This is a genomic window from Deinococcus sp. AB2017081 (assembly GCF_034440735.1).
Lineage (GTDB): Bacteria > Deinococcota > Deinococci > Deinococcales > Deinococcaceae > Deinococcus > Deinococcus rufus.
The window spans coordinates 2,244,442-2,256,682 of record NZ_CP140098.1; the positions used below are offsets into that span (position 1 = coordinate 2,244,442).

Consider the following 12,241-nt stretch of genomic DNA (forward strand, 5'->3'; position numbering starts at 1 on the left):
TACATCCGTCGCCGGTTCAAAACAAGCTACTCAAAGTTCCCCCGAAGTCGGCGAGGGTGGTGGTTTCAACGGTGCTGCGTGCTCACCCCTCCGCTTCGCGGCTCTCTGAATCCGCCCATGCGGGACACTTCCCCTGGGGACGAGGCAAGGAGAACACTGTGCCACGCCTTCTTGGCTCCCCCCTTAGGGACGCTGGCGGCGAAGCCGACTGAGGGGTTCAGACGCCACCCCCCTCACTCCTGCGTCTGTTCCACCCGATCTAGCCGTGCCTGCAACCCTTCCAGCTGCTTCCGGAACACGTCGGGATCGCGAGTGGGAAGGTCGCAGGTGCGGCCGACACACACGTAGGCCAGCCCGCCGCCCGGCCTCTGCTCCAGCACGGGCAGGTCGTCGCCGGGCGTGGTGTACGACAGCGCCACGAAGGGCAGGGGCACCGTTGCCGCGATGGCCTCCAGTGGAGCGCGTTCCGCCGGCGTGCCCAGGATCGCGACCTCGGCGTGGGGGGCGGCCAGGAAGGCGGCGGCCTGCCACAGCCCGCCGAAGCCGCCGGTGGCCGCCAGCATGTCCGGGGCGAAGGCGTTCACAGTGCGCTGGGCCCGCTCAGCCGCGCCCGGCTCGTCGAAATAGCGATCCATCCACAGGGCCAGCAGGGCGGCGGCGGCGTTGTCGCTGATCACGGCCGAGTCGAAGCCGGGGGCCTGCCGGGTCAGCAGCGCCTCGGCGCGGCCACCGGAGGCCATGAACACGCCGGCGTCGTCGTTCCAGAAGTCGCGCACGACCACGTGCCACAGCTCGCGGGCGCGGTGCAGGTGTGTCCGGTCGCCGCCGGCCTGAAGCAGCGCCACGAGGCCCAGGGCGACCAGGGCGTGATCCTCCAGCAGGCCCTCGACGCGGGCCACGCCCTGCGCCCAGGTGTGGCGCAGCGTGCCGTCGGGCAGACGGAACTGGGCGTCGATGAGGGCGGCGATGCCCCGCGCGGTCTCCAGGTACGTGTCGTCACGCAGGAGGCGGGCGGCGTCCGCGAAGGCGGCCAGGGCGAGGCCATTCCATGACGCGAGCACCTTCGTGTCGGTGCCGGGCTGCGGGCGGGTCTGGCGTGTGACGAGCAGGCGCGAGCGCAGGTCTGCCAGCCGCGCCATCATCTCTGGCACCGTCGTCCCGTGCTGCACGGCCAAGTGCTCGGCCGACACGGCCACGTGTGGCACGCTGCGGCGGCCGTACTCCGGGCGGTGCGGGTCGAGGAAATCCCCTTCGTCACGGATGCCCAGGTGGGCCAGCACGAGGTCGGCGTCGTCGGGGGGCAGCACGTCGCGCACCTCCTGCGGTGTCCACGTGAAGGTCAGGCCCTCGACGCCCTGGGTGTCGGCGTCCTGGGCGGAGTAGAAACCACCCGTGGCATCCCGCATCTCGCGGGTCAGGTAGGCCAGGGTCGAGCGGGCGGCGTCCGCGAAGGTGTCGTCGCCGGTGGACTGCCACGCCCGCAGCAGGGTGCGGGTCAGCTGGGCGTTGTCATACAACATCTTCTCGAAGTGCGGCACGCGCCAGCGCTCGTCCACGGAGTAGCGGTGGAAGCCGCCGCCGAGCTGGTCATGGATCCCGCCCGCCAGCATGGCCCGCAGCGTGCCCAGTGCCATGTTCCGGCCGTCAGGGCGGGTCAGCAGGAAGTCCAGCGTCGTGGGGGCGGGGAACTTCGGGGCGCGGCCGAAGCCGCCGTGCTGGGCATCGAAGGCGCGGCGCAGGTTGTCCACCGCCCGCGCCGAGGCATCCGCTGGCAGGGCGTCAGCGCCGCCCGTGGGCTGGCTCGCCTCGCGGATGTGGTCGCTGAGGGCCTGGGCGCTGCCCAGCAGCTGGCTTCGCTCGGTCGTCCACGCCCGTGTGACCGAGTCCAGCACGCGCCGGAAACTGGGCAGGCCGTGCCCGTCGCGGGGCGGGAAGTACGTGCCGGCGTAGAAGGGCTGGGCGTCAGCGGTCAGGAACACGGTCATGGGCCAGCCGCCCTGGCCGGTCATCGCCTGCGTGGCGGCCATGTACACGGCGTCCACGTCGGGCCGCTCCTCGCGGTCGACCTTCACGTTCACGAAGTGCTCGTTCATCTGGGCGGCGGTGGCGTCGTCCTCGAAGCTCTCGTGGGCCATGACGTGGCACCAGTGGCATGTGGAATACCCCACCGACAGCAGCACCGGGACGTCGCGTTCCCGGGCCAGGGCGAAGGCGGCCTCGCCCCACGGATGCCAGTCCACGGGGTTATCGGCGTGCTGCAGCAGGTACGGACTCGATTCCTGGGCCAGGCGGTTCATATGGCCAGCGTAGCGTCAAGGCCAAAAGAGCGGAGTGGGCGAACGTGAACACTGTTCTGAGGAGGCTTCACACCCGTACGGGCACGTCCACACGTCACACTGAGGGTCATGGCCCCGCCTGAGTCCTTCCCTGCCGTTCCAGATCACGCCGAGCCCGGAGCCATCGAGAACCCCGTCCGAGTCCGCGCGGGGTTCTCCCTCACCTTCGAGGTGCCCTTCCCGACCCCCATGTTGTTCGTCGTGCAGCCCACGGATCGGCTGGGCGCGACCGGTACCCGCCAGCGGATCCTGGCCCAGCGCACCCTGGGCGCGGCCGAGGGCATCCACACCTACACCGATATGCACGGCAACCTCATCTGGCGGGCGCTGGCGCAGCCCGGTACCTTCACGCTGGGGCACGACCTGCTGGCCGAGATCACCCGGCATCCCGATCCGCAGCTGCACGGCCTGCGCAAGACTCCGGTCGAGGAGCTGCCGGACGAGACCATCGGCTACCTGCTGCCGAGCCGCTATGTGGACAGCGACCTCGTGAGCGCCGAGGCGTGGGACCGGTTCGGGCACATCCAGGGGGGCTGGGCGCAGGTACAGGCGATCAGCGACTTCCTGTATGCCGAATGCACCTACGGCTACGGCAGCACGTCGACCACCACCGCGAAGCAGGCCTTCGATTCCCGCCGCGCCGTGTGCCGGGACTTCGCGCACATGGGTGTCGCGTTCTGCCGCGCCCTGAACATTCCGGCCCGCTACGTGTGCGGGTACATGCCCGACATCGACATCGTGCCGGATCCGGTGCCCATGGATTTCCACGCGTGGTTCGAGGTGTTCCTCGACGGCCAGTGGCGCACCTTCGACGCCCGCCACAACCGGCCCCGCGCCGGCCGGGTGCTCATCGCGCAGGGCCGCGACGCCAGCGACGTGGCCTTCACCACCACGTTTGGCAGTGCCCGCCTGACGCACATGAAGGTCTGGGCCGACGAGGCCCCCCCCGGCATGACGCTGGACACCCCGCCCAACCCGCGCATCTTCTGAAACCGGTGTACAGCGGCGGGAGCGCAGTGCCAGGGGGAGACCGCCTCTGTACCCTGGCGCCTTCGGGAGGGGTGCGGGTGTGGCGCAGGCAAACGGTCGCGGGATGAGCCGGGCGCGCGGTGGAGCGGCGGCGGGCCGCTAGACTCTGGGCGTGAGCACTTTTCCGTTTCCCCAGGGCTTCCAGGCTGCCGTCATGGCCGCCGGCATCAAACCCAGCGGCAAGACCGACCTGAGCGGTGTGGTGTCGGCCACGCCCTGCGCGTGGGCCTTCGCCGGCACGCGCTCGACCACGGCCGCGGCGTGTGTGGTGCGCAACCGCGACGTGTATGCCGGGGGGCAGCCCGTCCGGGGGCTGGTCGTGAACGCCGGGAACGCCAACGCCGCGACCGGCGCACGCGGCGCGAACGACAACGAGGACATGGCTGACGCCTTCGGCAGCGTCCTGAACCTGCCCGCCGAGCAGGTGCTCACCGCCAGCACCGGGATCATCGGGCACCTGCTGCCGATGGACCGGGTGCTCAGCGGTATCGAGCACCTGCCGGACGAGCTGAGCACCGACGCTGATCCGTTCGCGCACGCGATCATGACGACCGACACCCGGGTCAAGCTGGCACACGCCACCCTGCCCGGCGGGGCACGGATCGTGGGCACGGCCAAGGGCAGCGGCATGATCCACCCGGACATGGCCACCATGTTCGCCTTCGCCTTCACCGACGCCGAGATCGGTCAGACCGCGCTGCGGGCGGCGTTCCCGGCGATCGTGGCGCGCACCTTCAACGCGGTGACCGTGGACGGCGACACCAGCACCAACGACATGGCCGTCGTGCTCGCCAACGGCGAGGCCGGGCCGGTCGACCTGCCGGTGTTCCTGAGTGCCCTGGAAGGCGTCATGCGCGACCTGGCCCGCCAGATCGCCGCCGACGGCGAGGGGGCCAGCAAGCTCCTGACGGTGCGCGTGACCGGAGCGCAGTCCGAGGCCGAGGCGCTGCGGGCCGCCCGCACGTGCTGTGTGAGCCCGCTGCTCAAGAGTGCCGTGCACGGCAACGATCCCAACTGGGGGCGCGTGATCATGGCGGTGGGCCGTGCCGGCGTGGCCGTGAACGTGGAGCGCATGACCGTGAGCGTGCAGGGCCATCCGGTCTTCGCGGGCCGCCCGCTGCCGTACGAGGACGCCGCCGTGAGTGCCAGCATGAAGGCCGACGAGGTCGTGTTCGAGGTCGGTCTGGGGGTCGGAGACGCCCACGGTGAGGCCTGGGGCTGTGACCTGAGCGCCGAGTACGTGAGCATCAACGCCGACTACACGACCTGAGCATCCCAGCTGGCCTCGAGCGTGACGACCGTCACGCTTCTGACAGCCAGCGCCGCGGCGCCGACCTATGGTGAGGGCATGAGCGGACTTCCCCGACAGCTGATCCTGCTGGCCGCGACCCTCCTGACGCTGGTCATGAACTACCTCAGCAACGCGCTGCCCCTGTTCGGGAATTCGAACAAGGAGGTCAGTGACGCGCTGCCCAACGCCTTCACCCCCGCCGGCCTGACCTTCGCGGTGTGGGGGCCGATCTTCCTGGGGCTGACGGTATTCGCGGTGTACCAGGCGCTGCCGGCACAGCGCGGGCCCCGGCTCGACCGGCTGTTCTGGCCCTTCCTGCTGGGCAATCTGTTGAACGTGGGGTGGCTCCTGGCCTTCCAGAGCCTGCGCTACGGCCTGAGTGTAGTGATCATGCTCACGCTGCTGGCCAGCCTGATCTGGCTGTATGTGACCGTGCGTGACCTGCCACCGCGCGGCGCGGAGGTCTGGACGCTCCAGCTCCCCGCCAGCCTGTATGTGGCGTGGATCAGCGTGGCCACCATGGCGAACATCACGGCGTATCTAGTGAGTGCCGGGGTCACGCAGGGCGCCCTGGGGCTGACCCCGGCGACGTGGTCGGCCGTGCTGGTCGTGATCGCCGCACTGCTGGGTGCATTCTTCCTGTGGCGGTTCCGCGACGTGGCTGTCGCGCTGGTGCTCGTGTGGGCGTTCCTGGGTGTGTATCTCGCGCGGCCCGAGGTGCTGACCGTCACGGTGGGGGTCGGGCTGGGCGTGCTCGCGCTCCTGGTGGCCGGGGCGCTGGCCCTCAGAACCCGGCCGGCGGCCCTGTGACCCCCGGCGGACGCTACACTTCTCATCAATGCCTGCGCCTGATTCGCCCGTTGCCCTGATCGGCCATTCCGGGGCGGCGGCCCGCGCGCTGCGCGACCTGGGTCTGGTCGGCGTGGCCGTGCCGCACGACGACCTTGCCGCCACCCTGGAGGCGTGCCGAACCCTGCGCTTCAGCGGGGCACTGGTGCACCCGTCGCAGGAGGCGGCGCTGGTGTCCGTCACGCAGGCCGATCCGGTGGCGCAGCGGGTCGGCCGGGTCGATGCCGTCGCCTTCGCGGGCGGGGTGCACGGCACGTTCGCCCTGGCCGATGCCCTGACCGATGCCATCGAGGCGAGCGGCTACGCCACACGCGGGGCCAGCGCCCTGCTGTTCGGTCACAGCGCCCGCGATCTGGCCCTGGCCCTGCCGCTGACCCGGCAGGGCTTCACCGATATCGGCGTGGTGGGCGACACGGTTCCGGAGGCCGAGGCGGCCGCGCGGCACCTGCCCGCCGGGCTGCGGGGCTATCCGGTCAGCCGCGCCGATCCGTCCGTCGCCACCCTGGCCGAGCGCGCCGATCTGGTGGTCGTCACCGGGGGCACCCTGCTGCCCGGCCTGCTTCAGCCGTACCACACCGTGGTCGACCTGACGGGCCGGGCCCGCCCCGAGGCCGCCGCCACGGTCATGGATCTGAGCCGGCTGCCGGCCCTGCGCCTGGCGCGGCAGCTGGCCCACGCGACCGGCCAGCGCTTCCACTCGGATGAACTGACGCCGCTGCTGACCGCGCTGGCGTGAGCACAGTTGAAGAGGCACCGGAGTTCAGCGCTCCGGTGCCTCTCCTCTGTGTACGCTTACTGCGTGCTTCTGGGGTCGAGCACGTCGCGCAGGCCGTCGCCCAGCAGGTTGAAGCCCAGCACCGTCAGGAAGATGGCCAGACCGGGGAAGACCATCGTCCACGGCGCATCGACGTAGTACTGCCGCGAATCGCTGATCATGGTGCCCCACTCGGGCAGGGGCGGCTGTGCCCCGATGCCCAGGAAGCCCAGTGCGGCGACCTCGATGGTCGCGGTGGCGATGCTCAGAGCGCCCTGCACGATCAGCGGCGACAGGGAGTTCGGCACGATGTGCCGGAAGATCGTACGCGACTGTGACGCGCCAAGTGCCCCGGCCGCCTGCACGAATTCGCGCTCGCGGATGCTCAGCACCACGGCGCGGGCCAGCCGCAGGTAGACCGGCACCTGCACCAGCGACACGGCCAGCATGGCGGTCACCAGCTGCGGACTGTTCAGCGCGAAGGCCCGGTCGAGCGCCGCAATCAGCAGGGGCGGATTGTCCGTGCTGAAGATGCTCGCAAACCCGATGGCGAGCAGGATGCCGGGGAACGCCAGCATCACGTCCGTCAGGTAGCCCATGACGGTGTCGAACCATCCGCCGAAGTACCCGGCCACGACCCCCAGCAGCGAGCCGATCAGGAGCGCCAGCACGGTGCTGACGACCCCGACCTTCAGCGAGATGCGGGTGCCGTGCAGGGTGCGGGCCAGCACGTCGCGGCCCAGGTTGTCGGTGCCGAAGGGATACGCGAACGCGTTGGTGGTGCCGGTCACCGGGTCGCGGTAAACCTCGGCCACCTCCGGGTTCCACAGCGCGGCGATGCTGGGCGGCTTGAGGTTCAGACGGTAGTTGCGGTCCGTGGTGGGGTCGTAGGGCTTGATGACCGACGCGAACACGGCCAGCAGCACGAACAGCGCGACGATGACCGCGCCGGCCTTGCCGGGGCCGCTGCGCCGGAAGCGCCGCCAGAAGATGCTGTCCTGGCGGGGCCGGCGGGCGGGCGTGGGGGCGGTTGCTGCAGTCATGGCGTCACCTGTACTGGATGCGCGGGTCGAGGGCCGCGTAGCTGAGGTCCACGAGCAGGTTCACGACGCTGACGACCAGCGCCGCGAAGATCACCCCGCCCTGGATGACCGGGTAGTCGCGCTGGCCGATGGCCTCGTAGACCCATGAGCCGATGCCGGGCCACGAGAAGATCGTCTCGGTGAGCACCGCCCCGCCCAGCAGCGCCCCGGCCTGGAGACCGATCACGGTCACGACCGGCAGCAGCGCGTTGCGCAGCGCGTGCCCCAGCGTGACCCGGTTCGGGGCCAGTCCCTTGGCCTTGGCCGTGCGCACGTAGTCCTGGCCCAGCACCTCCAGCAGGCTGGAGCGCGTGATCCGCGCGATGATCGCCAGCGGAATGCTGCCCAGCGCGATGGCCGGTAGGATCAGGTGGCGCAGCACGTCCCAGAACGAGCGCAGGTCGCCGCGCAACAGCGAGTCGAGCAGGTACAGGCCAGTGATCGGCTCAAGCAGGTTCTCGTTGCCGGTGCGGGCGCTGGGCGGCAGCCACCCCAGTTTCACGGCGAAGAAGTACGACAGCAGCAGACCCAGCCAGAACACCGGCATGCTGACCCCCACCAGCGAGATCGTCGTGGCGAGGTTGTCCCACACCGAGTTGCGGCGCAGCGCGGCGAGAATCCCGGCCGGCAGGCCGACGACCAGCGCGAAGATCAGCGCCGCGAGGCTCAGTTCTGCCGTGGCGGGAAAGCGTGAGCTCAGTTCATCCCGGACCGGGATGTTGCTCTTGAGACCTGCACCCAGGTCGCCCTGCACGAGCGCCGCGACGTATTTGGGGTACTGGGCGTCCAGCGGATTCTGTGGATTGAAGAACCACGGTTTGTTCAGGCCCAGCTGTTCGCGCAGGCGGGCGGCGGCCTCGGGGGTGGCGCGTTCGCCGAGCATGGCGATGGCCGGGTCGCCCGGAATCGAGCGCACGAACACGAAGACCACGAGGCTGATGCCCAGCATGACCAGCAGGGTTCGGAGCAGGCGGCGGATCAGATATGTGCCCAAGGGCGGTTCCTCCAGGGGGCGTGGGGTGGACAGCACAGGGGGGCAGATCCGTCATGGATCTGCCCTCCCGAGCGTGGAGCGTTACTTCTTGCCGACCAGACGGATGGTGTTGAAGGGCTCGCTGCCCAGCGGGCTGGGGATCCAGTTCTTGACGTAGCTGCGCGACGCGGCCAGCGGCGACGAGTGCACGACCGGCACGCGGTACGCGGCGTTGTAGGTAATCTCGTGGATCTGGGCGTAGACCTTGGCCTTGTCGGCCTGCGAGGTCGCGGCGCGGCCCTGTTCCAGCAGCGACACCAGGTTGGCCGGCGCCCAGTTGATGTCGTCGCTGGCGTTCGCGCCGTAGTACGCGCCGTAGAAGTTGTCCGGGTCACCGTAGTCGCCGGTCCAGCCGATCATGTACATGTCGAAGCCCGGTTCCTTGTTGCGGTCTTCGAGGTACTTGGCCCAGTCCTCGGTCTTGAGGTTCACCTTGATCCCGATGGCGCTCAGGTCGGCGGCGATGGCCTCGGCGATCGGCTTGGGGGTGGGGAAGTACGGGCGGCTGACCGGCATGTACCACAGGTCGATCGAGAAGCCGTTGGGGTAGCCGGCGTCGGCCAGCATCTTCTTGGCGGCGGCCGGGTCGAACTTGTAGTCGGCCGGCACCTTGGTGGAGTTCGCCCATGCCATGACCGGCGGCAGGAAGCTGGCGTTGCTGGTGCCCAGGCCGTTCCAGAACGAGTCGACGATGGCCTTCTTGTTGATGGCCATGCTGATCGCCTGCCGCACCGTCTCGTTCTTGAGGTACTGGTTGCGGTTGTTCATGGACACGAAGCCCACGTTGAAGCTGGGGCGCTTGACGGCGACCAGATTGCGGTCGGCCTGGATGCTCTTCAGGGCGTCCGGCGTGAAGTCGTTGGCGAAGTCGATGGTGCCGGCCTTCAGCTCATTCAGGCGCTGCGAGGCGTCCTTGATGGCGCGGATCACGACGGTGTCCACGCTGGCCTTCTGGCCCCAGTACGCCTTGTTGGCAGTCAGGGTCACGCGGTCGCCGGTGCGCCAGCTCTGGAAGATGAAGGGGCCGGTGCCGACCGGGCTGCTGGCGGGCGTGCCGTACTTCGCGCCGTCCTTGCGGATCGCGGTGGGGCTGGCGATGCCGAAGTAGCCGGCGGCCAGCACGTTGGGCAGCACCGAGCTGGGCTTGTTCAGGTCGACCCGCACGGTGGTGTCGTTGACCTTCACGACGTCCTTGATCACGGCCGAGGCGTCGCCCTTGTAGCCGCCCAGCAGGTCACCGACGATCTCGTAGGTGCGGCCCTGGTCGCGGAAGCCGTAGGGGTGCGCCTTGTCCCACCAGCGGGTCAGGTTGAACACGATGGCGTCGGCGTTCATGGGCGTTCCGTCGGTGAACTTCACGTTGCGGCGCAGCGTGAACGTCCACGAGGTGTTGTTCGCGGTGGCCTTCCAGCTCGTCGCCAGGCCGGGCTTCAGATCCGTGGTGCCGTCCTTGAAGTCCACCAGGGTGTCGTAGATCTGGCGCTGCACCAGGATCGAGATGCCGTCCGTGATGTTCCCGGATTCCAGGCTGATCGGATCGCCGTTCGCGCCGAAGACCAGGGTGCCGGCCGCCGACGCGGCGGGAAGGGTGGCGAGCAGGGCAGTGAGCAGCAGTTTCTTCATAGAGCCTCCACAGCCCTCCGCGAGACCCGCCCCGCCCACCATGTGGGGGAAGGGGCGGCACGGGAGGGAGTCAGTCGAAAACAAACGTGCGCTCAGGGTAGGGGCCGGGTGTAGGGGTGTCAAGGTCGTCGCGCGGCCCGGTCCCCCGGCGCTCACGGCCGGTCGCCGATCAGCGTCAGGCCGATCAGGGTGGGGTTGGCATTCTTGCCGTCGCTGACGAGCGTCACCGAACGGATGACCGTGTCGGGCTTCGGGTTGGCCCACTCCAGCACCGGCACATTCACCGCGAGGCCGTCGCGGGTCTGGCCGGAGAAGCCCGGGGCCTGGATCATGCTCGACGGCACGGTGTCCGTCCACGCGCGGATGTTCCGTCCATACTCCAGCGGCACGGCCAGGGTGGTGCCGTCGGCGTAGGCGACCTCGTAGCGGCCGATGGCCTCGCGGGCCAGGGCACCGGGCCAGCCGGTCGTGTGCAGGAAGGCCACGGCGTCGGCGCGGCGGTTCACGTCGACGGTCGCGCGTTCCGGCAGCTCCTTCGCCGCCGGGCGCGAACCGCGCAGCATCACGGCCCCCTGCACGTCGAAGGTGTAGGCCCCCACCCGGGTCACGCCGGTCTTCAGGGCCGACAGGTCGATGTCCGGCCCCTTGAAGATCCAGCCCTTGTTGTCGGGGTCGGCCAGGGAGCGAGTGACCACCGGCGACAGGTTCACCGTGGCTCCTGGCACGGCGCGGTACGCCGTCGGAGCGTATAGGTCGCGGAACCGGGCGACGGCGTCGGTCACGACCGGCCCGTCGGGGTTCCAGTACGCCGACCCCGCCCGCACGAAGGGCACGCCCTGATCCGCCTGGCCGTCCCAGATGCTCGGGTTGCCGAAGTAGCCGCTCCAGCGCGTCTGGATCATGCCCCGTGCCCCGGCGGCCACGCTGGCCTTCGCCATGCCCTCGGGGTTCCCGGGATCCTGCCAGCTGGCCCCGAGCACCGGAAAGCCCAGCCCCTTGATCCGTCCCAGCATGCCCACGCTGGTGCCGGCCGTGTAGTTCCAGTACGCCACCTGGATGTCCTTGGGCAGCCGGGCGGGCAGCGTGCCGATCACAGAGTCCGCGAAGGCCGTGTCGTGCCACAGCATGGTTGCCACGTTCTGGGCCTTCAGCGCCCCATACAGCTTCAGGATGTCGTCCGTGACCAGCGTCTCCAGGCCCACCGCCTTGCCGTTGTCGCGCGCGGGGAAGCGGTCGCGGCTGCGCAGCTCGTCATGGCCGATGTGCAGCCGGGCCGGACGGAAGACCTCCACGGCCTCCTTCAGGATCGGCAGCACCACGCGGTCGTAGGTGGCGGGGTTCAGGGTGTCGTAGGCCCACGGATTCTGGCTCTCGACATCCTGGCGCAGATCCTGGTTCTTGCCGCCGTAGAACATCCACCCGGCGTGGCTCAGGGTCTCGATCAGCGGAATCGGTTCCAGCCCGTACGAGCGGGCCAGCTCGGCCACGCGCCGCGCCTCGGCCTTGGTCGCGCCGCCGGGGTGGGCGTAGCCGCCGGCCTTGGACGTGTCCCACTGCACGTAGTTGCTCATGATCAGCACGCCGTTGTACTTCAGCTGCGCCAGCAGGGGAATCAGCCGGTCGTTCACCTGGGCGCTGTACTGATCCAGGTAGATCATGGCGATCCGGTCGTTCAGGGCGGGCGAGTCGCTGACCTGGGCGTAGCGCAGGCCGTCCGGCGTCAGCAGTTGCCGCAGCGTCTGGGCACCGGCGTAGGCGCCCTTCGGGTCGGCCCCCACGATCCACGCGCCGCCTTGGTCGACCCACAGGGCGTAGCCCTCGGCAACCGTGGTGTCCAGTCCGGCGGCCTTGGCCCGCGCGGCCAGTCCGGCATCGGCCATGGTTCCCACGGTGATCGCCGGGCCGGTCGCGGCGGCGTCGCCCAGCGCGGTGCCCAGGCGGGCCAGCCACTCGGCCTTCAGGTCACGGACGGCCCAGCCCAGTTCAGGTGCGGTGCCGACCACCCGCACGCCCAGACCGGTCAGCGGCAGGGTGCCGGCCGGGAAGGTCGCGCGTCTCGGCGTGGGCACCAGCGCGGTGCGCGGCTCCTGGGCGCGCGCCTGCGGGGTGGGGGAGAGTGTGACTGGCACGGCGTGGGCCGGGCCGAGGAGCAGGCCGCTGAGCACCAGCTTCAGCAATGGATTCATTCGGGTCATGGTGGACGTCCTTCCTGACGGGGGGGTGACGGTGGCGCACACGAAGGGG

The 12,241-nt window shown here is 69.9% G+C and carries 9 protein-coding genes; 4 read left to right on the forward strand and 5 right to left on the reverse strand.

Features of this window, described 5'->3' with window-relative positions; genetic code table 11:
* Window positions 1–233: 233 nt before the first annotated feature.
* Entirely contained in the window at window positions 234–2,297 is a 2,064-nt protein-coding gene (locus tag U2P90_RS10835; protein WP_322472106.1) for a thioredoxin domain-containing protein, read from the reverse strand.
* A gap of 108 nt (window positions 2,298–2,405) precedes the next feature.
* Here U2P90_RS10835 and U2P90_RS10840 point away from each other — a divergent pair, with 108 nt between their 5' ends.
* The 4 genes from U2P90_RS10840 (at window position 2,406) to U2P90_RS10855 (ending at window position 6,241) form a co-directional block, all read left to right on the forward strand.
* Entirely contained in the window at window positions 2,406–3,326 is a 921-nt protein-coding gene (locus tag U2P90_RS10840) for a transglutaminase-like domain-containing protein (protein WP_322472107.1), read from the forward strand.
* Window positions 3,327–3,477: 151 nt separating this feature from the next.
* Window positions 3,478–4,635, forward strand: a complete 1,158-nt coding sequence (gene argJ, locus U2P90_RS10845) for a bifunctional glutamate N-acetyltransferase/amino-acid acetyltransferase ArgJ (protein ID WP_322472108.1) — start codon at window positions 3,478–3,480, stop codon at window positions 4,633–4,635.
* 78 nt (window positions 4,636–4,713) lie between these two features.
* The gene (locus tag U2P90_RS10850) at window positions 4,714–5,466 is read left to right on the forward strand and encodes a tryptophan-rich sensory protein (RefSeq protein WP_295821339.1); all 753 of its coding nucleotides are present in this window, start codon (window positions 4,714–4,716) and stop codon (window positions 5,464–5,466) included.
* 28 nt (window positions 5,467–5,494) lie between these two features.
* Window positions 5,495–6,241, forward strand: a complete 747-nt coding sequence (locus U2P90_RS10855) for a shikimate dehydrogenase (protein ID WP_322472109.1) — start codon at window positions 5,495–5,497, stop codon at window positions 6,239–6,241.
* 56 nt (window positions 6,242–6,297) lie between these two features.
* On the opposite strand, the gene U2P90_RS10860 is transcribed toward U2P90_RS10855, so the two are convergent.
* From U2P90_RS10860 to U2P90_RS10875, 4 genes are all read right to left on the reverse strand, one after another.
* Entirely contained in the window at window positions 6,298–7,302 is a 1,005-nt protein-coding gene (locus U2P90_RS10860) for an ABC transporter permease (RefSeq protein WP_295821344.1), read from the reverse strand.
* Between the two features lie 4 nt (window positions 7,303–7,306).
* Window positions 7,307–8,335 (reverse strand): ABC transporter permease, encoded by a 1,029-nt coding sequence (locus U2P90_RS10865; RefSeq protein ID WP_322472110.1) that lies wholly within the window; start codon window positions 8,333–8,335, stop codon window positions 7,307–7,309.
* Between the two features lie 81 nt (window positions 8,336–8,416).
* Entirely contained in the window at window positions 8,417–9,997 is a 1,581-nt protein-coding gene (locus U2P90_RS10870) for an ABC transporter substrate-binding protein (protein ID WP_322472111.1), read from the reverse strand.
* Between the two features lie 152 nt (window positions 9,998–10,149).
* Window positions 10,150–12,183: a beta-N-acetylhexosaminidase gene (locus U2P90_RS10875; RefSeq protein ID WP_322472112.1), complete on the reverse strand. Its 2,034-nt coding sequence runs from the start codon at window positions 12,181–12,183 to the stop codon at window positions 10,150–10,152.
* Between the last annotated feature and the right edge of the window lie 58 nt (window positions 12,184–12,241).

Coding starts and splice junctions, on each gene's coding strand:
- U2P90_RS10835 (WP_322472106.1), bottom strand. CDS start 2,297: ATGAACCGCCTGGCCCAGGAATCGAGTCCGTACCTGCTGCAGCACGCC.
- U2P90_RS10840 (WP_322472107.1), top strand. CDS start 2,406: ATGGCCCCGCCTGAGTCCTTCCCTGCCGTTCCAGATCACGCCGAGCCC.
- U2P90_RS10850 (WP_295821339.1), top strand. CDS start 4,714: ATGAGCGGACTTCCCCGACAGCTGATCCTGCTGGCCGCGACCCTCCTG.
- U2P90_RS10855 (WP_322472109.1), top strand. CDS start 5,495: ATGCCTGCGCCTGATTCGCCCGTTGCCCTGATCGGCCATTCCGGGGCG.
- U2P90_RS10860 (WP_295821344.1), bottom strand. CDS start 7,302: ATGACTGCAGCAACCGCCCCCACGCCCGCCCGCCGGCCCCGCCAGGAC.
- U2P90_RS10870 (WP_322472111.1), bottom strand. CDS start 9,997: ATGAAGAAACTGCTGCTCACTGCCCTGCTCGCCACCCTTCCCGCCGCG.
- U2P90_RS10875 (WP_322472112.1), bottom strand. CDS start 12,183: ATGAATCCATTGCTGAAGCTGGTGCTCAGCGGCCTGCTCCTCGGCCCG.